The following is a 21,989-nucleotide window of genomic DNA, read 5'->3' as shown; positions in this document are numbered from 1 at the left end:
CGGTTCATCACGACCGTTTCGTCGAGACCACCCGCGGATCGCAGAAGGTCTCTAGTTTTTTCTAGAATGATCAAATACGATCGGCAGTCAAGGAGTTTTAAGACAAAAATGACAAAAAGCCTGCTCAGATCGCTGCTGGACGGTCAACCTCCGGGCACGCCTGAAAGTCTGATTGTCCGCTGTCTCAGCCAGCGCGGCGCCATTTCCGCCGCGCAGATCGCCCGGCTCACCGGCTTGGCCCGCTCGACCGTCTCGACGGCTTTGACTGGCTTGAGGAAGTCAGGAATCGTGGTGGAACTGGCGGCGGCTGACGAAACGGCCAAAGGCGTCGGTCGGCCGCCGGCAACGCTGACGCTCAATCCTGAAGCCGGCACCTGCGTCGGCGTTCATCTTAGTCTCGACGAGATTCGGGTCGCTGTGGCCGACGTCTCACATTCATTCATTTCTGAAAAAACTATCCCCCTCGGCCTGGATTATCCTCCGGACCGGGCGGCAAAGCTCACCAAGGCGGCGATCGCGCAATGCTACGAGGAGAACAGCTTGTCTGCGTCCGGCCTCCTGGGTGTCGGGGTTTCTGTGTCGGGACCGGTCAGCCCCGAAGGCTTCGTCCAGCGGGCCAGCATCGTTCCCACTTGGGCTGGCGTCAACATCCGACATGTCTTTGGGCCGGTGCTGGAGCAGCCGATCTTCGCAGCCAATGAAAGCAACTGCGCCGCCATTGCCGAGATGATGTGGGGCGCCGCCGTCGGTTACGAGGACTTTGTCCTGTTCAAGATCGACCTCGGGGTCGGCGGCGCGATCGTCCAACACGGACGCGTGGTGACCGGTATTGCCGGCGGCGCGGGCGAATTCGGTCACATGAGCATCGATCCATCGGGCGATCTTTGCCGCTGCGGCAATCGAGGCTGCCTGGAACTCTACGCCAGCTTCAACCGGCCATTGGAGCAGATCGCGCGCGTGACGGGCCGGCGCGTCACGATGGACGACGTGATCCGCATGGCCGAGCAGGGCGATGTCGGAGCATTGCGCATGATCGAGGATACGGCCGAAATGGCGGGCCGCGGCCTGGGCATGATTGGATCCGTTCTGAACCCGCCACTCATCGTCATCGGAGGACGCATGGCGCTCGCCGGCGACATCCTGCTTACGCCGCTCATTGCAGCCTATGAACGGCACACCCTAATCAAGGCGCGGGACGTCGCCCCCGACAGGCGCACGCGAATAATCATCGGCAAGCACACCGAAAACGATGTGCTGCTTGGAGCCGTCGGCCTCGTCCTGAGCCATTACGGGCGACTTCAATAGCCATGGGGACCGGCAAGGACTGCGCCAGGGGAAGGATAGTACGAAGCAGCGAGTTAAGCCTTGCGCCGCGACAGCGCCCCCTTTAAAGCAATTTCATGAAAAGTGTATAACGGTTTTCCCTCCGGAATTGCGTAAAAACAAATAGTTAGAGCAGTTCAGCGTTTCGGTGAAACGCTGAACTGCTCTAGGGAAGCGCGCTTACTGCGCCGTCCAGCCGCCATCCATCGGCAGGGTCGTGCCGGTCATCTGCTTGGCGGCGTCCGAGCACAGGAAGAGCGTCAGCGCCGCGAGTTCCTCGACGGTGACGAATTCCTTGGTCGGCTGCGCGGCTAAAAGCACATCGTGCTTGACCTGCTCCTCGGTCATGCCGCGCGCCTTCATCGTATCAGGGATCTGCTTCTCCACCAGCGGCGTCCAGACATAGCCGGGGGCGATCGCATTGACGGTGATGCCGTCCTGCGCCACTTCCAACGCCACCGTCTTGGTCAGGCCGGCAATGCCGTGCTTGGCCGAGACATAGGCCGATTTGAACGGCGAGGCGACCAGCGCGTGCGCCGAGGCCGTGTTGATGATGCGGCCCCATTTGCGGCGCTTCATGCCGGGCAGCACCGCCTTGATGGCATAGAAGGCGGCGAGCAGGTTGATGCGGATGATGGCTTCCCACTTGTCGTCGGGAAACTCGTCGATCGGCGCGACATGCTGGATGCCGGCATTGTTGACCAGGATGTCGAGGCTGCCGAATGCCTCCTCGGCCTCGTTCACCATGGCGGTGACCGCGGCCCCGTCCATCATATTGGCGCTCGAATAGCGGCATTTCACGCCAAAATCCTTCTCGATGCCGGCGCGCTCCTGCTCGATCGCCGCGGCGTCGCCCAGGCCGTTGATGGTGACGTTGGCGCCCTCGGCGGCAAAGGCGCGGGCGATCGCCAGGCCGATGCCGCTGGTCGAGCCGGTGACGAGCGCATTCTTCGAAGACAGGGAACCCATGGGAGATCTCGCAAGAAGGTGGGAGGGGATTTAAGGCACATAGTTTGTGCGCCGCAGCATGACAATGCCATGGCCATATGTCGTTGCGATTACAATGTTGTGATGCCGTGCGAGTGCCATGAAGCTGGCACTCGGGGACGATGACATGGCACTGTCATGGTGCCGTGCAACATACTCACCTGCGCATCTCGCGCATGTCATTCCTGACCCGATAGGTGAACAGCTTGGAAATCGACGATGTCGTGAAGCGCGCCTATGCGATGCCGCTCACCAACCCTTCCTTCCCGCCTGGTCCCTACCGTTTCTTCGACCGCGAATACATCATCATCACCTACCGCACGACGCGCGAGGCGCTGGAAGCCGTGGTGCCGAAGCCGCTCGAGATCGACGAGCCGCTGGTGAAATACGAGTTCATCCGCATGCCGGATTCGACTGGCTTCGGCGACTATACCGAGACCGGCCAGGTCATCCCCGTGCGTTTCGGCGGTCAGCATGGCGGCTATGTCCATTCCATGTATCTCGACGACGACGCGCCGATCGCCGGCGGCCGCGAGTTGTGGGGTTTTCCGAAGAAGCTCGCTAGCCCCAAGATCGTGCATGAGGGCGAAGTGGTGGTGGGCACGCTTCACTATGGCAGCGTGCTGTGCGCCACCGGCACCATGGGCTACAAGCATCGCGAGGCCGACCACGATTCCGTGCTCGCCTCGCTCGCCGCGCCCAACTTCCTGATCAAGATAATTCCGCATGTCGACGGGAGCCCGCGCATTTGCGAGCTGGTGCGCTACTACTTGACCGACGTGACGCTGAAGGAAGCCTGGACGGCGCCGGCCGCGCTCGACCTTCGGCCCCATGTCATGGCCGACGTGGCCAAGCTGCCGGTGCTCGAGGTCGTCTCGGCCGTCCACTTCACCGCCGACTTGACGCTCGGATTGGGCGAGGTCGTCCACGACTATCTCGCCGATCGCAACTCGACCGCGACCAGCTCACTCCAGCCGGAGAAGGCTCGTGCTTGAACGCACCCGAAACAAGGCTACCGCCGCCACCATCCAGGAAATCTCGCAGCAATATGATCGCGTCGCCCTGGTCTTCCAGGGTGGCGGCGCGCTGGGCGCCTATCAGGCCGGCGTCTATCAGGCGCTTTCCGATGCCGGCTGCGAGCCGACCTGGCTCTCCGGGGTCTCCATCGGCGCCATCAACGCCTCGATCATCGCCGGCAACGAGCCGAGCCGCCGCCTGCAGCGGCTGGAGCAATTCTGGCAGATGATTTCGGGCCGCAAGATCTGGGCCTATACGCCGGAAGGCGACATCTATCGCGACATCCGCAACCGCACCTCGTCATGGATGACGATGATGATGGGCCAGCCCGGCTTCTTCAAGCCGCGCAATCCCAATCCATGGTTCGAGCCGCCCGGCGCCGAAGGAGCCACCAGCTTCTACGACACGGCCGAGCTGAAGGAGACGTTGGAAAGCCTGATCGACTTCGACGTGCTCAACGACGGCAAGAAGCGCTTGAGCGTCGGCGCGGTCAATGTCAGGACCGGCAACTTCGTCTATTTCGACACCGACAAGGTGCGCATCGGGCCGGAGCACATCATGGCGAGCGGCGCGCTGCCGCCGGCCTTCCCGTCGATCCGCATCGAGGGCGAGTATTATTGGGACGGTGGCATCGTCTCCAACACGCCGCTGCAATACCTGCTCGACCAGGAGGAGGACCGTTCGTCGCTGGTGTTCCAGGTCGATCTGTTCAGCGCCCGCGGCGCGCTGCCGCGCGGCATGGCCGACGTGCTATCGCGCCACAAGGACATCATGTATTCGAGCCGCACGCGCCAGAACACCGACAATTTCCAGCGCATCCATGCGCTCAAGATGAAGTTGCTCGATGCGCTCAAGCGCGTTCCGGCAGAACTTTTGAAAGAGGGCGAGCAGGAACTGATGGCCGATTATTCCGATGCCGGCGTGGTCAACATCGTCCACTTGATCTACCAGCACAAAGGCTATGAAGGCCACGCCAAGGACTATGAGTTCTCGGGCACCTCGATGCGCGAGCACTGGGAGATGGGCCTCGAGGACACCGAGCGCACGCTGCGCCACAAGCAGTGGCTGATGCTGCCGACCAATGTCGAGGGCGTCGCCATCCACGACCTGCACCGCGAAGACCCGACCTGACATTTGCGTCCGGCACTGCGAAGGCGAACCCTTCGCCGATTTCTGTCGGACTGACGTCGCGCGTTTCAGCTGCGCCGCCGTGGCAAGATGGAGGTTTCGCGGCGATAGGTGTCCTCGGCAAAAGCCGAACCGCTTCGAGGGCGCACTCGCCGGGAGAAGGCGCCTGCTCGGTTCCTTGAATGGCCTTCCCAGGATTGGCCAAAAAAGAGACGGCGCCGCAAACGGCGCCGCCTCTGATTTTCCGCTCGAACGCTAGAACACCTGGCGGAAGAGCACGAAGAGCACGAAAGACAGCGCGATCGAGCACGGCAGCGTCAGCACCCAGGCGAGCAAAAGGTTGCGCACGGTCGCCCACTGCAGGCCGGAGCCGTTCGCCGCCATCGTGCCGGCAACGCCGGACGACAGGACGTGGGTGGTCGACACCGGCAGGCCGAGACGGTCGGCCGCGCCGATCGTGATCATCGCGACCAGTTCGGCGGCGGCGCCCTGGCCGTAGGTCAGGTGGCTCTTGCCGATCTTCTCGCCGACGGTGACGACGATGCGCTTCCAGCCGACCATGGTGCCGAGGCCGAGCGCCAGAGCCACGGCGATCTTGACCCAGAGTGGGATGAACTTCGTCGCGTTGTCGACCGCCTTGTGATAGTCCGTCACCGCCTTCAGGTCGGCATCCTGCATCGGCAGCAGCTTCTTCTTGTCGATCAGCTTCAGCGCTTCGCCGATCAGATAGATGTCGTTGCGGGCGTTGCTGACCAGATCCGTCGGCACCTTGTCGACGGTGGCGTAAGGCTGCAGCCCGGCCGTCGTGTTGTGGATGTAGCTCTGCAGCGCGACAGTCGTCTGGTCGTTCCAGGTCTTCGAGCGCACCGCCTCCTGAACCGCAGCCTTGGCATCGGCGACGGTGACGCCCGGCTTGACATATTTGCCCAGCGCCTGCTCGACGGAGGCCGAAGCCGACTTGTAGGCCTCGAGATAGTTGATGTCCGGCGTGCGGTTGAGCGCATAGGCGGTCGGCACCACGCCGATCAGGATCAGCATGATCAGGCCCATGCCCTTCTGGCCGTCATTCGAGCCGTGGGCGAAGCTGACGCCGGTGCAGGTGAAGATCAGCAGCGCGCGGATCCACCACGGCGGCGGCGTCTTGCCCTTCGGCGCCTCGTAGAGCGCCGGATTGCGCACCAGAAGCTTCATCGCATAAAGCAGGGCGGCGGCCGCGAAGAAGCCGACGAGCGGCGAAACCAGCAGCGACATGCCGACATTGGTCGCCTGCCCCCACTCGACGCCGCTGGTGGCGCTTCCGGCCGGCGCCATGAACTGGTTGGCGAGGCCGACGCCGATGATCGAGCCGACCATTGTGTGCGAACTGGACGCCGGCAGACCGAGGAACCAGGTGCCCAGGTTCCACAGGATGGCCGCGACCAGCAACGCGAACACCATGGCGAAGCCGGAAGACGAGCCGACCTGCAGGATCAACTCGACCGGCAACAGCGACAGGATACCGAAGGCCACGGCGCCGCTCGAGGTCAAGACGCCGAGGAAATTGAACACGCCCGACCACATGACGGCGAATTCCGCCGGCAGCGAGCGCGTGTAGATAACGGTCGCCACCGCATTGGCGGTATCGTGGAAGCCGTTGACGAACTCGAAGCCCAGCGCAATCAGGAGCGCGATGCCGAGCAGGATCCACGGCACCGTCTTGGCGATCGCCAGATCCTGGCTCAGCGCATAGCCGACATAGATCAGCCCGACCAGGACCAGCACGCCGAATGCCGGCAGGAACCACTTCGCGCTGCTCGATTGCTCCAGCGGATGATCCGGTCTCGGAATCCCCGCCTCACTGGAAACCACGTCCACCATTGTCCCACTCCGTTTGCATTGCAGCAAAGAACCGGGAAGAACGCTATGTCCCCAGGATGAAGCTGGTGTGACGCCCTACAACCTATCCGGCTATCTTTAGAAGCGCGGAAACCAGAAGCTTTTGCTCCTCTGGCGAGAGCACGTCGGAATCGAACAGATTCATGCTGCGGAGGCCTTCGATGGCGAGAAAGCAGATCAGCAGCGAGCCGAGGTCATCCGTTTCCCCCTTCAACCTTTCGAAGAGCTGCCGCTTGAACGCCTTGATCGGCGTCAGGAAATCCGGATCCTCGGCGATCGCGGAGAACATCCAGGAAGCTGAAGGCTTTGGCTTCTCGCAATCATCGGCCGAAAGCTGGATATAGGCCGAGAGCGCGCTTTCGTGACCGCCTTCCGCGATCCGCGTTTCGAGCGCCTGCTCGAACTCCCTGAGGTAATTCTCGACCAAGCCCTGCATCAGCTTGGCCTTGGTAGGGAAATTGTAGAGCAGGCCGCCCTTGGAGACACCGGCGCGGCTGGCAACGGCGTCGAGCGACAGGCTTCCGGGACCCGCCTCACGCGCCACGTCGGCGGCGGCGGCCAATATTCTGTCGCGCGAGTTTGCCCTGCGAGCCTTCATCACGCCTCCCCTTACATTAGCTTATGCAGAATTGACAAGACCGTCCAGACGGTACAGTAAGGCGCCGCCATTTGAAATCGGGATGCGGCATCGATATGTGTCCCGGCATCGATTGTTTTGCCGGTTGCCGGCTTGAGGGGACTGTCCGTGAAACGCTTCTTCATCATCACCGGAATCCTGCTGCTGCTTGTCGTGGCGTGCGTGGGAATCGTCGGTTTCAACCTGTTTCGCGACAATGCGATCAAGCAGTTTTTCGCCACCATGAAGCCGCCGGCCGCGACCGTCTCGACCGTCGAGGTGAAGCCGTCGGACTGGACGCCCGGCATCGAGGCGATCGGCACCGTCAACGCCGTGCGCGGCGTCGACCTGACCGTCGAGACGGCAGGCATCGTCAAGGACATCCTCTTCCACGCCAACCAGAAGGTCGCGGCCGACGCCGTGCTGCTGCAGCTCGACGACGCCGTCGAGAAGGCCGATCTGGTGGCGCAGAAGGCGCAGGCCGCCTCCGACCAGGCGGCGTTGACCCGCGCGCTCGAATTGCAGCGGCGCGGCGTCGGCACCGACGCGACGCTCGATGCCGCGCGCGCGGCGGCGGACGCTTCGGCCGCGCAGGTGAACAAGCTGCAGGCCGTGCTCGACCAGAAGCAATTGGCCGCTCCCTTCAACGGAACGGTCGGCATTCCGAGGATCGACATCGGCCAATATCTGGCCCCAGGCAACTCGGTGGTGACCCTCCAGGATCTGGACACGATGCGGGTCGACTTCACCGTGCCCGAGCAGCAGCTCCCATTGCTGAAGATCGGCCAGACGGTGCGGATCGGCGGCAGCGTGGCCGACATGCCCTTTGCCGGCTCCATTCGCGGCATCGATCCCAAGATCGACCCGGCGAGCCGGCTGGTGTCGATCCGCGGCGAGGTCGCCAATCCGGAGGGCAAGCTGACGCCTGGCCAGTTCGTACAGATCCGTGTCGAGCTGCCGGAGGAGCGTAACGTCATCTCGGTGCCGCAGACGGCGGTGACGTCAAGCCTGTATGGCGACTTTGTTTTCGTCGTCGTGCCGGCGAAGTCTGCCGGCAGCGGCGCTGGCGCGCCGGCGAAACCGGAAGAGCAGAAAGCCGGCGCAGAGAAGCCTGCCGGCGATGCCGCCAAGCCGCAAGCCGATGCCTCCAAGCCGGCCTCCGATGCGGCAAAGCCCGCCGACAACGCCGCAAAACCGGCTGACAACGCCGCCAAGCCAGCCGAAGCCGGGCAGCAGCCGGCGCTCGTTCTGTCGCAGGTGTTCGTCAAGCTCGGCCGCCGCAACAATGGCATGGTCGAGATCGTCGAGGGCCTGAAGGCCGGCGACCAGGTCGTCACCGCCGGCCAGAACCGGCTCTTCAACGGCATGCCCGTTGCCGTCGACAACACCATCGATCCCAGCAAATCGGCGAACAAAGAGGTTCAGCAATGAGCTTCTCCGATATCTTCATTCGCCGCCCCGTCCTCTCGACGGTGCTGGCCTGCATGATTCTGCTCCTGGGCTTCCAGGCCATCTTCAACCTGTCGATCCGCCAATATCCGAAGGTTGACGAGACGGCGATCACCATCACCACGGCCTACCCGGGGGCGAGCGCCGACCTGATCCAGGGCTTTATCTCCGCGCCGATCGCGCGTGCCGTCGCCTCGACCGAGAACATCGACTACGTGACCTCGTCGAGCCGGCCGTCTTCCAGCACCGTGACCGTGCAGATGAAGCTCGGCTCCAATCCCGACGTCGCGCTGACCGAGGTGCTTTCCAAGGTTCAGGGCGTGCGCGGCACCCTGCCGGATGCCGCCAAGGACCCCGTGATCGTCAAGGGCACCGGCCAGCAGTTCGCGATGATGTATATCTCGATGCAGAATCCGAACATGACCAAGGAGCAGCTCACCGAGTATATCGAGCGCGTCATTCGGCCTCGCATTTCGACGGTGGAAGGCGTCGCCGACGTGCAGATCTTCGGCGCCGAGGAATATTCCATGCGCGTCTGGATCGATCCGATCAGGCTTGCCGCCCGCGGCGCGACCGCCGCCGACGTGCTGACCGCGATCAACAACTCCAACTTCCTGTCCGCGCCCGGCAACACCCAGAACGAGTATGTGGTCTCCTCGATCACCGTGCATTCGACCTTGCAGACGCCGGAGGCGTTCTCGCAGCTCCCGATCCGCTCGACCGACGGTCAGGTCGTGCGCCTGCGCGACGTGGCGCGCGTCGAACTCGGCGCCGCAAGCACCGACACCAGGGTGAGCTTCAACGGCAAGCCCGGCACCTTCCTGGCCATCTTCCCGACGCCGGCGGCCAACCCGTTGACGACCGCGGCGGCGGTCACCAAGCTCGTGCCGCAGATCCAGGAGACGCTGCCGAAAGGCATGACGATCGAGGTCGTCTACGACGCCACCGAGCAGATCAGCGCCTCGATCGAAGAGGTGTTCAAGACCATCGGCGAGGCGGTCGCCATCGTCATCGTGGTCATCCTCCTGTTCCTTGGCTCGTTCCGCTCGGTGATGATGCCGATCGTCACCATCCCGCTGTCGCTGATCGGCGTTTGCTTCATCCTTTTTTCGGTCGGCTACTCGATCAACCTCTTGTCGCTGCTCGCCATGGTGCTGGCGATCGGCCTCGTCGTCGACGACGCCATCGTGGTGGTGGAAAACATCCATCGCCACATGGAAGAGGAACACATGTCGCCCATGCAGGCGGCCTTCAACGGCATGCGCGAAATCTTCTCGGCAATCATCGCCATGACCATCACGCTGGCCGCCGTGTTCGCGCCGCTTGCCTTCACCGGCGGCCTGACCGGCGCACTGTTTCGCGAATTCGCGGTCACGCTTGCCGGCTCGGTGGTGCTGTCCGGCCTGATCGCCGTCACCATCACGCCGATGATGTCGGCGCGGCTCCTGAAGGCGGGCGCGCACGGCCGCTTCCAGCGCATCGTCGACGGCACGTTCGGCCGGGTCGAGCGCGTCTATGAGCGCGCGGTCACCGCCTCGCTCAGAAACCGGCCGGTGACGCTGATCATCGTCGTGGCGCTGGTCGCGCTCACCGGCTTCATGTTCACCAAGACCTCCACCGAGTTGGCGCCGGAAGAAGACCAGGGCTTCCTGCTCTCGTTGGTGACGGCGCCGCGCTATGCGACCTCGGACTACACCGAGACCTACGTCAACCAGATCCTCGGCCTCGTGAAGGACATCCCGGAGACCAGGGCGCAGTTCTCGGCCGTCGCCTTCGGCGGCCAGACCAACAGCGCCTTCGTCGGCTTCGCCTTCAAGGATTGGGCCGACCGCAAGCGCGGTTCGAAAGAGCTGCAGGCCGACATTACCGGCCGGCTCGCCAAGGTGGCAGGCGTCCAGGCCTTCGTTTTCGCGCCGCCGACGCTGCCGGGCTCCGGCGGTGGCTTGCCTATCTCCATGGTGGTGCGCTCGACCGGCGATCCCTCCGAGGTCTTCGACGAGGCCGAGAAGATCAAGAACAAGGCGCAGGCTTCCGGTCGCTTCATCGTCGTGCAGAACTCGATGGCCTATGACGCGCCGCAGGTGACCGTGACCATCGACCGTGAGCGCGCGGCGGCGTTGAACCTGCCGATCGCCGATATCGGCAGCACGCTGACCCTTTTGGTCGGCGGCGCCGAGGTGGCGCAGTTCGACCGCGACTCCAACAGCTACGACATCATCCCGCAGGTGCCGCAGGAGTTCCGCGACAATCCGGAGAAGCTAGGCGAATATTTCGTGCGCAGTGTCGACGGCAAGATGGTGCCGCTGTCTGCGGTGGTGAGGATCTCGACCAACGCCTCGCCGGCGGCGATCGAGCAATTCAACCAGTTGAATTCAGCGACGATCACGGCCCTGCCGCTGCCCGGTGTGACCACCGGCGACGGGCTGAAGGTGCTGGAGGACCTTGCCAGGGAAACGCTGCCCGACACCTTCTTCGTCGACTATTCCGGGCAGTCGCGGCAGGAAAAGGAACAGGGTAACACCATCCTGATCGCCTTCGCGGCCGCCGTGATCGTCATCTATCTGGTGCTGGCCGCGCAATTCGAGAGCTTCCGCGATCCACTGATCATCATGATGGCTGTGCCACTCTCGATCTTCGGCGCGATCGTTCCGCTCAACATCGGGCTGGGTACACTCAACATATACACGCAGGTCGGGCTGATCACGCTGATCGGCCTCATCACCAAGCACGGCATCCTTCTTGTGGAATTCGCCAACCAGCAGCGCGAGATCCACGGCATGCGGCGGCGCGATGCCATCATCGCCTCGGCCAAGGTGCGCCTGCGGCCGATCCTGATGACGACGGCGGCGATGGCGCTCGGTGTCGTGCCGCTGATCATCTCCAGCGGCGCCGGCGCCGCGGCCCGCTACTCGATGGGTCTCGTCATCTTCACCGGCATCCTGGTCGGCACCATGTTCACGCTGTTCGTGGTGCCGATGTTCTACACCTTCATCGCCAGCAAGGATCTGCCGCATCTCGCCGAAAAGCCGGATCCGAAGCTGATGCCGGCGCTCCCAACTTAACTCCAATATGGAAAGAGGCCGGAAAAATTCCGGCCTCTTTTTTTGGCGGTCGCCTCACGGCTTCGGCGCCAGAGCAATTCCGGGAAAAGTGTGGAACAGCCTTCCGGGAATTGCGCCAAACCAGCCCGAAGGCGGCAACCCGCCTGCTACTTGATCCAGCCCGTCACTTGACGATGACGATGCTGGTGTTGGCGGGGCCGAAGGCCTCGACGAGCTGGTAGAAATCGGCCGCGGCATCGGGATGCAGGCGCACGCAACCATGCGAGGCAGGCCGGCCGAGGCGGTTGATGGCGTAGGTCGCATGCACGGCATAGCCGCCGCTGAAGAACACCGAATGCGGCATCGGCGCGTTGTCGTACTTTTTCGAGTACCACATCTCGTGCAGGCGGGTCGGCTTGAACGACCCCGTCGGCGTGACATGCGCTCTGTCGCCGGTCGAGACTTTCCAGGCGAAGGTCGGGCGGCCGTCGACCATCACTTCCATGGTCTGCTGCGACAGCGAAACCCGGGCGACGATCTGGTTGGCATGAGCGACGTTGCCGCCGAAAAGCAGTGCCGCGCCAGTGAGCGCGGCGGCGGTGATGTTGATGAGCTTGGCTGAAATGGCGGTATGCATGACGATCCCTCTCTCTGTCCGGTCTGGCCGGCTTCAATTTCGATCGCCGTCTTATCGAGGGCACCTGTTTCAAGTCTATTTCGCTTGGTACTCGTTTCTGTTTCGAATCTGTTTCCCCAAGTTAACGGCTCCGACCGAAGGAACCTGCCCATGGCGTGCGGGATGGTTAACGGCAAAAGCAGGGGAAACAGGCAAGCGAAAGCGCATATGGCCTTGATACGAAAGCCATTCCCACGGCTTCGAAACCAATCTGCAACAAAACGCGGCTCGCGCGGCATGATGCGGATACAGGCGGGCGGCAAGTTTGACGCAACGGGAACAGACATCAGCAAACGAAAATGGGCAGGAAATCGAAACTCCGCCCCTGGCTTCTTAGGATCAGCGTCGCGGCCGTCATCCTCGGTGGCGCCGGCTCGGTCGCCGGCAACCCTGTGGCAACGCTCGGTGCCATGAATTCAGGCGAGGGTTTCGACGCTGCACGCTGCACTGTTCATCGCCACGGTCTGGATTGTTTCCAGCCTGCGCATCAACCGGCTGAGGGCCCTCTGGCGGGTCGGCCTTCGGCTGATGAGGATGCGCGGCCCCTCCGGCTACTTGCTGCCGAGAGGACCGAAGGCCCGCGCCGCAGCGGGGGGCTCCGTCAGCGGCGCGGGCGCTTCGGGAGTTTCCTGAAGTATCGACGACTTAGCGAATTGGGGATTGAGCGATGAAGACGAAATTTGCCGCCTCGGTGCTGTCCGCGCTGCTTTATGCACAAGGGCTGCTTGGCTTTGCCGCGCTTGCAACGGTGCTGCTTAAAGAGCGCGCCCATGCCCAGCTCACTGCCGCCGCCGACGCGCCGTCAGGCCCCTCGGTCCTCGTGGTCCGTTGAGCATCGAGCATCATTGGGCCCGAAAGTGAAGACCGGTTTTGGGAAATCCGATGCAAGAGCAAGGAAAGGACCTGCTGGCTATCGCCTCAGTCGGTGCGCGGCGTCGGCGGATCGAACCGATAGCCGGCACCCCTGATCGTGGTGATGGTCTCGGTATCGAGCTTGCGGCGCAGCCTCACGATGCGCGAATCGATCGAGCGGTCGAAAGCATCGGCATTCTCGGCGGGCGCGGCGGCGATGATGTCGTCGCGCGTCAGCACCTTGCGCGGGCTCGCCAGAAACAGTCTCAACAGCGCCACCTGTCCCGGCGACAGCTGATCCTCGGCGCCGGAGCGATGCATCACCATCGCCGACCTCAGATCGACGGTGGCGTTTTCCAGGACGATCAGTTCCTGGGTATTGCGGCCGCGCCGCGTCAGCAGGCCGCCGATGCGTGCCGCGAGCTCGCGCACGTTGAGGGGGCTTTCCACCACGTCTGCGGCGCCGAGCTCCAGCGCCAGCACCTTGTCGACGAGATCGGCCGGACGGCAGATCAGGATGAAGTCGGAACCGCCCTCGCCGCCATAGCGCTTGAGCAGCTCGCGCCCCTCCGCCTGGCTCACATCGTCTCCGACGACCACGACGTCGATGCCCCCTGCCGAAAGCAGCGACTCCGCCTCCCAGTGCTGGCGCGCCTGGCGCACATCGTGCCCGCGCCGCTCGAGATGGTCGGCAAGGTCACCGGCCACTACCTCGGCAACGGACACAAGCGCGATGACGGATCGTGCTGCCATTTTTCTCCACCTCGCCACAGACAACTCGAGATGAGCGCTGGACATCATGTTTATACCCAATCTACTTTCCGCTGAAAGCGGGAGCGAGACCATTGTGAAGGCACGCATCATCGTCGTCGAGGACGAGCCGGATCTGAGGGAGGCGGTCGCCGAATATCTCGGCGCCAGCGGTTATGACGTCGCCACGGCCGAGAATGCCGCGGCGGCGCGCAGCCTCATCGAGGCGCAGTCCTTCCATCTCGCCGTTCTCGACATCGCCATGCCCGGCGAGGACGGCCTGTCCCTCGGCCGCTGGCTGCGCTCCAAGACCCAGATCGGCATCATCTATGCCACCGCGGCCGGCACCGCGCTCGACCGCATCGTCGGGCTGGAGCTCGGCGCCGACGACTACATCGTCAAGCCCTATGAGTTGCGCGAGGTGCTGGCGAGGGTCCGCAGCGTGCTTCGCCGCGTGCCGCAGCCGGCGGCACCTCAGGCCGCGAAAGCCGAGACCGGCACACGCCGCTTCGTGAATTTCGGTGGCTTCCAGGCCGATTTCGACGGCAGGCTCGTCATTGGCGCCAACGGCGCGGTCATCGAGATGGCCAAGAGCGAATTCGATGTGCTGGAGGTTTTCCTCACCCGCGCCAACCGCCTTCTGACGCGGGCGGCGATCTCGGAAGCGATCGGCTTCGTGGAAGACCCCGAATCGTCGCGCGCGGTCGACATCCGCATCATGCGTCTCAGGAAAAAGATCGAGGCGGACCCCGCCAATCCGAAATTCCTGCGTACGGTGCGCGGCGAAGGCTATATCTTCTCGCTGCCGACCAGCGACAGCAACTGACTCCGGCGCCGCGCATCCTTTCGGATACGCGATAGACGCTGTAGCATTCCATCCAGCGCATGTTCCCCGGAAACCGTGGCCGATTTTCGGGGCTTGTGTGCCGGATTTCATGGTTTACCGATATCGCCCGGGGATGACGTTCGACGATGACAGTTGAGGCCGCACGGATGGACATGCACGGCTCCCGTCAGGGCGCCGCGATGGCGGCCGTCCATGTCGTTCGCCGCCTGCGCGAGGCGGGCGACTGGCAGCGCGAGATGGACGGCATACTGGAGACGCTCTGCCGCTCGATGGATTGCCAACGCGGCATTCTTTTTCGCCTGCGCGAGCTCCCGGGCCAGGGCTTTGCGCAATCCGTTTCAGCCTACTGGATCGACCCCGCCTTCGGCGGCGAGCTCGCATCGCCCACGGTGATCATGCAGTCGATCATCAACTCCGATCCGCTGCTGGAGCGGCTGCAGGAAGACGAGCGCCAGGGCAAGGTCTTTGCCGGCCACACCCGCAACCTGGAGGGTTTCCTGCGGGCCGATTTCGAGAAGCAGAGCATAAAATCCTTCATTTCCGTATCTGTCTTTGCCCATGGCCATCTTTGGGGCACGCTCGCCGTCAACGACTGCGTTGCCGAACGCGAATGGACCGACGAGGAAGAGGCAACGCTGCACATCATCGCGCTCGCCATCGGTGATGCCATTGAGCACTCGCCTTCGGAGGCTCACGCCAGCGAGGTCATCCGCCGCACCATGCTGCAAGCCTCGCTCGACGCCATCATCGTCATCGACGAGGCGGGCTCCATCATCGAGTTCAATCCCGCCGCCGAGAAGATGTTTGGCTTTCAACGCAGCGACATCCTCGGCAAGGACCTGCTCGACACCATCGTGCCAATCTATTACCGCAAGGGCTATGCCTCGGGTGCCGACTATATGGCCGGCCGCGGCGCGCCGATGGTCAACCAGCGGCTGGAGACCGTGACCCAGAACGCAGCCGGCGAGATCTTTCCGATCGAGCTGACCGCGACGGAGATGCGGGTCGCCGACCGCCGGCTGATCTTCGGCTCGATCCGCGACCTGCGCGAAAAGCTGCGCGCCGAGGAAGAGATCAACCGCCAGCGCGAGAAGCTGCATCAGAACGAGAAGATGGCGGCGATGGGCTCGCTGCTCGCCGGCGTCTCGCACGAGCTCAACAATCCGCTCGCGGTGGTGGTAGCGCAATCGACGCTGCTGCATGAATTCGCTGCCGATCCGCAGACCAAGGTACGCGCCGAGAAGGTGCGCGCCGCCGCCGAGCGCTGCGGCCGCATCGTCAAGAGCTTCCTGTCGATGGTGCGCCTGCATCCGACCGAGCAGGCCGAAACCGACCTCAACCAGGTGATGCGCGCGGCGCTCGAGGTCACCGCCTACGGCGCGCGCTCCAGCGGCATCATCATCGATACCGATTTTGCCAACGGTCCGCTGCTCGCCATGGCCGACGCCGATCATGTCACGCAGGTCGCGGCCAACTTCCTCATCAACAGCCAGCACGCGCTGGCCGGCGTCACCGGCGAACGGCGCATCAAGGTGCGGACTTTCCTCAGCGACCGCGGCAACCCCGGCTTTTCGGTCGAGGACAACGGTCCAGGCATTCCCGAGGCGATCCGCTCGCGCATCTTCGAATCCTATTTCACCACCAAGCCGGTCGGCGTTGGCACGGGCATCGGTCTGTCGATCTCCAAGTCGATCGTCGAGCGCCACAACGGCAACATCTGGTTCGAGGAGGCTGAGCCGCACGGCGCGCGCTTCGTCGTGCAGCTGCCGGCGATCACCGGCGATGCCGCGAAAGCCGGCGAAGGCCCGGCGCGCTCCAGCGGGCTGCGCCATGCGCTGATCATCGACGACGAGCCCGACGTCGCCGCTTCGCTCTCCGACATACTGGAGCTGATGGGGGTGAAGTCGCGAATCGTCGTGAGTTGGAGGTCCGCCGGCGAGGTGCTGGGCGGGCACGTGTCGCCCGACATCGTCTTTTCGGACCTGCGCATGCCGGGCACCAGCGGCATATCGATCTATCGTGAATTGCTCGCCGAGCAGCCTGTGCTGGCCAAGCGCTTCGTGCTCGTCACCGGCGACATGATAGGCGCCAAGGCGGAAATCGAGTCCCAGCCGCCGCAGCAGCGCCCGCACATCCTGGAGAAACCGTTTTCGACACTCGACGTGCGGGGCGTGCTCTCAGCTATCGCCGATCAAGCCGTCTCAATCATTTAGCGAATTGGGACCGAGCGACAATATTTGCCAGCCGCCATGTCGTCCTTGCGATGCGCGACAGTCGCGCATGCTCCAAGCGACAGTCGTGCTGGGCCCAAGACACGCCAGCACCCTCCTGTATTTTGTGACCTGCGGTTTTAACGTTGGAGCGGGTACGGCATGCATTTCTCGCACAGGGGTGTCGGTCTCGCCATCGGGATGGCGCTAATCGCGACAGCAGCTCAGGCCGGTGACGACAGATCGAACCCCACCGCTCTCGGGGAGCCGAGCTGGCGCGGCTTTTATCTCGGTGCAAATCTCGGTTACGGCTGGGCCTCAACAAACGCTCACCAGTTCGATATGAACAATCCGGCGCAACCCATCGATGTTGGTGGGGTCACGATATCGCCCCGTGGCGCAACTGTGGGAGTTCAGGCGGGCTACAATTATCAAGTTGGGAATTTTGTCCTTGGTGGCGAAGCCGACTTCGGCTATCTGGCTGCAAGCAAGAAGGACACCGAGCTCTTTCAGGGCTTGGCTACGATCCATCTCGACACGATGTACAAATCGATCGCTACCGCGCGTCTGACGGCCGGATACGCTATCTCCAGCCTTCTGATTTACGCGACAGCCGGTCCGGCTCTTGCCGATATCGAAGACAGCTATCACAACACGAGCGGCTTCATACCAATGGATTTTCGCGCGACTGCATCACGATGGACCCCTGGCGCGGCCTTTGGCGGTGGCCTCCAATACGCGCTCGATGACCATTGGTCGGTCAAGTCTGAATATTTATACGCGAGATTTCGAGATTTGAAGACGCCGTTCACTCTTAGCGGCGAAAGCTCCTCCATCACTTACAAGCACGAGCTTCAGGTCGTGAGAGCAAGCCTCAATTATCGCTTTTAGCGTTCGCGCATTCTTTGAGCGCTCTCCAAGAAAAGCCGGAGGCCCTCGGCACAGAAAGTAATTCAAACAAACCGGGTTTGGCCGAGGCTTGCGCGGCACTGCTGTCACTCAGCTTAACCGCGAGGCCTGCCGTATATCCGACGGAGTCGCCCCGAACCGTCGGCGAAAGCAACGGTTGAAATAGGAGATGTCGCCGAAGCCCGCGTCATAAGCGATCATGCCGATAGGGCTGGCCGGCAGACGTGGGTCGCGGAGCGCTTTGTGGACGCGCAGCAGCCGCTGCTCCAGGATGTAGTCGGCGAAGCTCGTCCCCTCCAGCCGGAACAGCTTGCGGACATAGTCCGGAGAGACACCCTGGCGCTGCGCCACATCCTCGGCGCTGAGCGCGGACAGGTGAAGGTTGGAGCCTATGTCCGCCTTCACTGCCCGCAACCGCGCCGTACGCAGCCCCGGGCCTGCAATCTCGGCCGCCTCCCCTTCGGCTACCAGCGCCAGGAGCAGAAGATCGAGAATATGCGCGGCAACGCCGCGCTGGACCTGCTCGGTCGTGAGCGGCCCGGTTTCCTGAACCAGGCGCACATAGTCGATGAGCAGGCGTAGCGCTTCGTGTTCGCATGGTATGGGCTGCACCAGATGCCGGTCGAGCCCCGGCACGAGCGGCGCGAGCGGCGCCCGCGGAACATAGACGCCGACATAGCGCCCGCCTTCGGTCAGCGTCATGGTGGCGACTTCGCTCGTCAGCATCAGCACGGCCTGGCCCGACCCGATCGTCACCTCGCGGTTCCGCTGCGTCGACCAACAGCGTCCCGCCAGCACAGCGATCAGCATCACCATGTCGCTCGCATGGCTAAGGTGATGCTTGCGGATGCGATAGTGGGTAGCGCTCCGGCTACCCGCCGACAGACTGACGCCAGGCAGGGCTCGCAACGTGACCTCAGCGCGGAACGGCTCGGAGCCGAACGGCTCGATCTCCAGGTTGAAAAGCTTGCGGGCGTAGAGTTCAAGCCACACGCCCATTCGCTCCCGTGCGCCCATGCCCTCCGTTGAAAGATGCAATGGCGCCCCGAGAGCGATCGACTCGATATCCGGCAAATGAACCATGCCCCACCGCAAGCATTTGATGAAGGAGAATGATCCTGCGCAAAGCAGCGCCTTGTCAAATAGGATGGCAAAATGACGCCGTCCCCCCGCAAGCCGCAGGCTGTGTTGCGCTGGCGCAACACCCTCACGCGAGGCGCGGCTAGTCGCGCCAGGTCCAAGTCAAGTCGCGCTCGCTCCAAGCCAAGGCCCGGCCATTCCTACTAGCGTGGGGAAGCCTCTCAAATGGCAGGACATGATGCAGATTCGCTTGCTATCCGCGCTCCTGAGCACAGTCCTCTGCTTCGCGCTTTCACCAACCACGGCGGGAGCCGAGGACAGCGGTTCCCAGCCGGCCGCGCGCCCGGCCACGACCTCTCTCCCATTCGATTGGAGCGGCTCCTACGCGGGCGTGACCGCCGGCGCGGCGTTCGGACGGTCGACGGCGACAGATGTCGGGGACGGCTTGAGCCCGGCATCGGCTTGGTATCTCCTTGGCGGTCAGTTTTCGAACCATGCTGGAAGCTTTTCGGCCGCCGCGCAAGCCGGCTACAATTTCCAGGCAGCCCAGTTCGTTTTCGGCGCTGAGGCCGAAATCGGCTATCTCGGCAAACACCGCGTTGGCAACTACGCGCCGTTAGACGCCGACACACTGATCAAGACACGTGGCGGTCCGTTCGGCACCCTTCGGGGGCGGCTTGGGTTTGCCATGGACCGCGCCCTGTTCTACGGCACCGCCGGCGCAATCGTCGCCGATGTCGGCAGCAACGTGTCGCGTCCATCCACCGATTTCTTTACCAGCAAAACCGGTACTCAATTCGGCTGGACGGCGGGTGTCGGCGTGGAATATGCGATGCGATCCAATTGGTCGATCAAAGCTGAATATTTCCACTACGATCTTGGCAGCACTAGAGTAAAGAGCCCGCCAATGTTTGTCGGCGGTGTCCAAGTCATGGGGCCACAACCTTTCGACATTCGCAACACCGGCGGTATTGCGCGGATCGGCCTGAACTACCGCTTCTAGTTCAAGGCGAGACTTGCATCGGCTCGAATGGAGCGGTGTCCGTAGCTCACCTTTTCGAAAAAAAAGGCTCCCGACCGACGTCGCGGCGGGAGCCTGACTGGAGCGCTGGAGGGAGCGCTCAGGGGAGCTCTAAAAGACGTTCGGCGTGTTGGTGAGCGGCTGGGCGTTGGCGATCATGCGCACCGCGCGGGCCCTGTGCTGGCCCGACTGCTCGGCGATGGCGCGCAGGCATTCGGCGTTCTCGGCGCCCCAGTTCTGGCCCTTGCAGGCAAAATCGATCGCCGGCTCCGGTAGGCGCGCGGTCTTGAGCGTCGTCGGCGCGCCCTCCACGACATTGGCCGGCGGGCTGAGCGAAGCGAAGGCCGGACCGGCTGCCGGAGCGGCCACCATGCTGATGAAAGCGCAGGCGCCGATCAGCATGAACATCGCCATCGGATGGTCGCTGGCGCGCTGGCGCAACGACAGCTTCGGCCGGCGATCATTACGCTCCGGGCCGTGCGCGCGGCGATTGGTGTCGGCGGTCTGGACTTTCGCAAACATCGGGTGCTCCCTTCGTTATCTTTCTTTTCCTTATGAAACGAACATAAACGCGCCACGTAACAAGCGAATGGTCGACTGCGATTGCCTGTGTAACAGGATTGAAACAGGGATTTGGATAGCCACGCCTGTTTCCCTTCTTGCCGCCGGCTGAGGTTCACCGCACTGGTTTGCGGATAAATGCGCCTGTCGGACGCCGGAGACTGTAAGCAACCTCACACAGCCGCCGAATTGGTGTGACTGTTGTGATTGTCGGATGCGCCCCAGACCTGCCGGAACGAAGCTCTCGCAACGCCCGAATCCGCGACCGGAACCGCTGCTCTGCATCCCTGGTTAACGCTCGGATTTTCCGGGATTTTTCTGGCTCAGGCGGCGCTAAACCCGCCGCCATGAAATTTCCATATTCTCACAAGCCATTGCATTTCAATGAAAAATATGATTTTATTGAATGAGTATTCAACAAAAAGAAGAGCATTTTTATGAACCCGCATCTCCGTGACGTGGCGATCCCCAACGATTGGGACCGGCGGGGGTTGCCGGGGTGGAGTTATCACTCCAATGCCCTTCTCGAGCTCGAGAAGGAATACGTTTTCCGCAATCATTGTTCCGACGTGCCGAACCCCGGCGATTATCTGACCATGGACGTCATCGGCGAGCGCGTGCTGATCGTGCGCGGCAAGGATGGCGTCGTGCGCGCCTTCAACAATATGTGCCGTCACCGCGGCAGCCGCGTCGTCGCCGACAGCCAGGGCACCTGCAAGAACGCGCTGGTCTGCCCGTTCCACGGCTGGGTCTACAATCTCGACGGCACCCTGCGGGGCGCGGCGCGGCCGCGCTCTTTCCCCGAGCTCGACAAGACCGAGTTCGGCCTGATGCCGCTCGACCTCGAAATCTGGATGGGCTTCATCTTCATCCGCTTCCGCAAGGGCGGCCCGCAGCCTTCGGTGGCCGAGCTCTTGAAGCCGATCGAGGCCGAGATCGCCAACTACCGCGTCGCCGACATGGTGCCGTCCTGGGGTATCTGGACGCAGAAATCGCCGGTCAACTGGAAGTCGGTGCGCGACGTCGACAATGAAGGCTACCACGTCGCCATGGCGCATCCGGCGCTGCAGGACCTCTATGGCGCGACCTATTTCGACGAGCCCTTCATCAATGGCGTGTCGCGTTCCTTCGCCACTTACAACCCGCATGCCGGGCGGCGCTGGAGCGTCGGCCAATACGTCAAAATAGCGCCCGAGCCCACGCATCTGCCGGAGCACCTGCGCAAGGCCTGGATCTATTACGGCATCTTCCCCAACAACGCGCTGTCGATCATGCCGGAATCGGTGCAGTTCTATCAGGAGTTCCCGCTCTCAACCGGAGAAACGCTGCTGCGCGGCGCAGTCTATCGCTACCCGGACGAGACGAGAGAGCAGGCGGCGGCCCGCTACCTTGCTTATCGCATCGACCGCGACACGATGAATGAGGACGTGCAGCTTTCGGTGTGGTCGAACGAATCCATGCTGTCGGAAGCCTTCGAGGGTTTTTATCTCTCAGACCTCGAATATGGCGTGCGCACCCACCACGACCATCTGCGCAGGCAAGTTCCGGTGCTGAACCTGGAGACGGCGCCCGAGGAAAAGGACATGTGGGGATTGAACGACGCGCTGCGGTCGAGGGGTTAGGCAGGGCGGGGGAGATGCCAATCTC

The 21,989-nt window shown here is 62.9% G+C and carries 18 protein-coding genes; 11 read left to right on the top strand and 7 right to left on the bottom strand.

Annotated features, from left to right (window positions below):
- Nucleotides 1-66: 66 nt before the first annotated feature.
- Complete coding sequence (locus P9236_RS05390; protein ID WP_278073580.1) at nt 67-1,305, top strand: ROK family transcriptional regulator; 1,239 nt, start codon at nt 67-69, stop codon at nt 1,303-1,305.
- A 198-nt stretch (nt 1,306-1,503) separates the two neighbouring features.
- Here P9236_RS05390 and P9236_RS05385 read toward each other — a convergent pair whose 3' ends face one another.
- Complete coding sequence (locus P9236_RS05385) at nt 1,504-2,292, bottom strand: 3-hydroxybutyrate dehydrogenase (protein ID WP_278073579.1); 789 nt, start codon at nt 2,290-2,292, stop codon at nt 1,504-1,506.
- Between the two features lie 224 nt (nt 2,293-2,516).
- On the opposite strand from P9236_RS05385, the gene P9236_RS05380 reads away from it, so the two are divergent.
- Entirely contained in the window at nt 2,517-3,305 is a 789-nt protein-coding gene (locus P9236_RS05380; RefSeq protein WP_278073578.1) for an acetoacetate decarboxylase, read from the top strand.
- Nucleotides 3,298-4,458, top strand: coding sequence for a patatin-like phospholipase family protein (locus P9236_RS05375; RefSeq protein ID WP_278073577.1), 1,161 nt, complete (start codon nt 3,298-3,300; stop codon nt 4,456-4,458). The genes P9236_RS05380 and P9236_RS05375 overlap by 8 nt, the downstream gene beginning before the upstream one ends.
- A gap of 252 nt (nt 4,459-4,710) precedes the next feature.
- Here P9236_RS05375 and P9236_RS05370 read toward each other — a convergent pair whose 3' ends face one another.
- Both P9236_RS05370 and P9236_RS05365 read right to left on the bottom strand, forming a co-directional pair.
- The gene (locus P9236_RS05370; protein ID WP_278073576.1) at nt 4,711-6,312 is read right to left on the bottom strand and encodes an inorganic phosphate transporter; all 1,602 of its coding nucleotides are present in this window, start codon (nt 6,310-6,312) and stop codon (nt 4,711-4,713) included.
- Nucleotides 6,313-6,394: 82 nt separating this feature from the next.
- Entirely contained in the window at nt 6,395-6,928 is a 534-nt protein-coding gene (locus tag P9236_RS05365; RefSeq protein WP_278073575.1) for a TetR/AcrR family transcriptional regulator, read from the bottom strand.
- 147 nt (nt 6,929-7,075) lie between these two features.
- Here P9236_RS05365 and P9236_RS05360 point away from each other — a divergent pair, with 147 nt between their 5' ends.
- Entirely contained in the window at nt 7,076-8,377 is a 1,302-nt protein-coding gene (locus tag P9236_RS05360; RefSeq protein WP_278073574.1) for an efflux RND transporter periplasmic adaptor subunit, read from the top strand.
- Nucleotides 8,374-11,457, top strand: a complete 3,084-nt coding sequence (locus P9236_RS05355) for an efflux RND transporter permease subunit (RefSeq protein WP_278073573.1) — start codon at nt 8,374-8,376, stop codon at nt 11,455-11,457. Before P9236_RS05360 ends, P9236_RS05355 begins: the two co-directional genes overlap by 4 nt.
- Nucleotides 11,458-11,620: 163 nt before the next feature.
- Here the strand turns inward: P9236_RS05355 and P9236_RS05350 are convergent, their stop codons facing one another.
- Entirely contained in the window at nt 11,621-12,073 is a 453-nt protein-coding gene (locus P9236_RS05350; RefSeq protein ID WP_278073572.1) for a L,D-transpeptidase, read from the bottom strand.
- A gap of 706 nt (nt 12,074-12,779) precedes the next feature.
- On the opposite strand from P9236_RS05350, the gene P9236_RS05345 reads away from it, so the two are divergent.
- On the top strand, nt 12,780-12,944 hold the full coding sequence (locus P9236_RS05345) for a hypothetical protein (protein ID WP_278073571.1): 165 nt from the start codon (nt 12,780-12,782) through the stop codon (nt 12,942-12,944).
- 86 nt (nt 12,945-13,030) lie between these two features.
- On the opposite strand, the gene P9236_RS05340 is transcribed toward P9236_RS05345, so the two are convergent.
- A complete protein-coding gene (locus tag P9236_RS05340; protein WP_278073570.1) occupies nt 13,031-13,717 on the bottom strand; it encodes a response regulator transcription factor in 687 nt (228 codons plus the stop codon).
- A 94-nt stretch (nt 13,718-13,811) separates the two neighbouring features.
- On the opposite strand from P9236_RS05340, the gene P9236_RS05335 reads away from it, so the two are divergent.
- From P9236_RS05335 to P9236_RS05325, 3 genes are all read left to right on the top strand, one after another.
- The gene (locus P9236_RS05335) at nt 13,812-14,540 is read left to right on the top strand and encodes a response regulator transcription factor (RefSeq protein WP_278073569.1); all 729 of its coding nucleotides are present in this window, start codon (nt 13,812-13,814) and stop codon (nt 14,538-14,540) included.
- 146 nt (nt 14,541-14,686) lie between these two features.
- A complete protein-coding gene (locus P9236_RS05330) occupies nt 14,687-16,774 on the top strand; it encodes a hybrid sensor histidine kinase/response regulator (protein WP_278073568.1) in 2,088 nt (695 codons plus the stop codon).
- A gap of 159 nt (nt 16,775-16,933) precedes the next feature.
- Complete coding sequence (locus P9236_RS05325; RefSeq protein ID WP_278073567.1) at nt 16,934-17,662, top strand: outer membrane beta-barrel protein; 729 nt, start codon at nt 16,934-16,936, stop codon at nt 17,660-17,662.
- Between the two features lie 108 nt (nt 17,663-17,770).
- On the opposite strand, the gene P9236_RS05320 is transcribed toward P9236_RS05325, so the two are convergent.
- The gene (locus P9236_RS05320) at nt 17,771-18,679 is read right to left on the bottom strand and encodes an AraC family transcriptional regulator (protein WP_278073566.1); all 909 of its coding nucleotides are present in this window, start codon (nt 18,677-18,679) and stop codon (nt 17,771-17,773) included.
- 316 nt (nt 18,680-18,995) lie between these two features.
- On the opposite strand from P9236_RS05320, the gene P9236_RS05315 reads away from it, so the two are divergent.
- Nucleotides 18,996-19,763: an outer membrane beta-barrel protein gene (locus tag P9236_RS05315; RefSeq protein WP_278073565.1), complete on the top strand. Its 768-nt coding sequence runs from the start codon at nt 18,996-18,998 to the stop codon at nt 19,761-19,763.
- Nucleotides 19,764-19,892: 129 nt separating this feature from the next.
- On the opposite strand, the gene P9236_RS05310 is transcribed toward P9236_RS05315, so the two are convergent.
- Nucleotides 19,893-20,303, bottom strand: a complete 411-nt coding sequence (locus tag P9236_RS05310) for a hypothetical protein (RefSeq protein ID WP_278073564.1) — start codon at nt 20,301-20,303, stop codon at nt 19,893-19,895.
- 476 nt (nt 20,304-20,779) lie between these two features.
- Between P9236_RS05310 and P9236_RS05305 the strand changes: the two genes are divergently transcribed.
- Nucleotides 20,780-21,964: an aromatic ring-hydroxylating dioxygenase subunit alpha gene (locus tag P9236_RS05305; RefSeq protein WP_278073563.1), complete on the top strand. Its 1,185-nt coding sequence runs from the start codon at nt 20,780-20,782 to the stop codon at nt 21,962-21,964.
- The last annotated feature ends 25 nt before the right edge of the window (nt 21,965-21,989 follow it).

This window comes from Mesorhizobium sp. WSM4884, assembly GCF_029625675.1.
Lineage (GTDB): Bacteria > Pseudomonadota > Alphaproteobacteria > Rhizobiales > Rhizobiaceae > Mesorhizobium.
This window is presented reverse-complemented; position numbering and strand designations above follow the sequence as displayed.

Coding starts and splice junctions, on each gene's coding strand:
- P9236_RS05345 (WP_278073571.1), top strand. CDS start 12,780: ATGAAGACGAAATTTGCCGCCTCGGTGCTGTCCGCGCTGCTTTATGCA.
- P9236_RS05325 (WP_278073567.1), top strand. CDS start 16,934: ATGCATTTCTCGCACAGGGGTGTCGGTCTCGCCATCGGGATGGCGCTA.
- P9236_RS05330 (WP_278073568.1), top strand. CDS start 14,687: ATGACAGTTGAGGCCGCACGGATGGACATGCACGGCTCCCGTCAGGGC.
- P9236_RS05350 (WP_278073572.1), bottom strand. CDS start 12,073: ATGCATACCGCCATTTCAGCCAAGCTCATCAACATCACCGCCGCCGCG.
- P9236_RS05365 (WP_278073575.1), bottom strand. CDS start 6,928: ATGAAGGCTCGCAGGGCAAACTCGCGCGACAGAATATTGGCCGCCGCC.
- P9236_RS05390 (WP_278073580.1), top strand. CDS start 67: ATGATCAAATACGATCGGCAGTCAAGGAGTTTTAAGACAAAAATGACA.
- P9236_RS05355 (WP_278073573.1), top strand. CDS start 8,374: ATGAGCTTCTCCGATATCTTCATTCGCCGCCCCGTCCTCTCGACGGTG.
- P9236_RS05310 (WP_278073564.1), bottom strand. CDS start 20,303: ATGTTTGCGAAAGTCCAGACCGCCGACACCAATCGCCGCGCGCACGGC.
- P9236_RS05385 (WP_278073579.1), bottom strand. CDS start 2,292: ATGGGTTCCCTGTCTTCGAAGAATGCGCTCGTCACCGGCTCGACCAGC.
- P9236_RS05370 (WP_278073576.1), bottom strand. CDS start 6,312: ATGGTGGACGTGGTTTCCAGTGAGGCGGGGATTCCGAGACCGGATCAT.
- P9236_RS05340 (WP_278073570.1), bottom strand. CDS start 13,717: ATGGCAGCACGATCCGTCATCGCGCTTGTGTCCGTTGCCGAGGTAGTG.
- P9236_RS05320 (WP_278073566.1), bottom strand. CDS start 18,679: ATGGGCGTGTGGCTTGAACTCTACGCCCGCAAGCTTTTCAACCTGGAG.
- P9236_RS05315 (WP_278073565.1), top strand. CDS start 18,996: ATGATGCAGATTCGCTTGCTATCCGCGCTCCTGAGCACAGTCCTCTGC.
- P9236_RS05305 (WP_278073563.1), top strand. CDS start 20,780: ATGAACCCGCATCTCCGTGACGTGGCGATCCCCAACGATTGGGACCGG.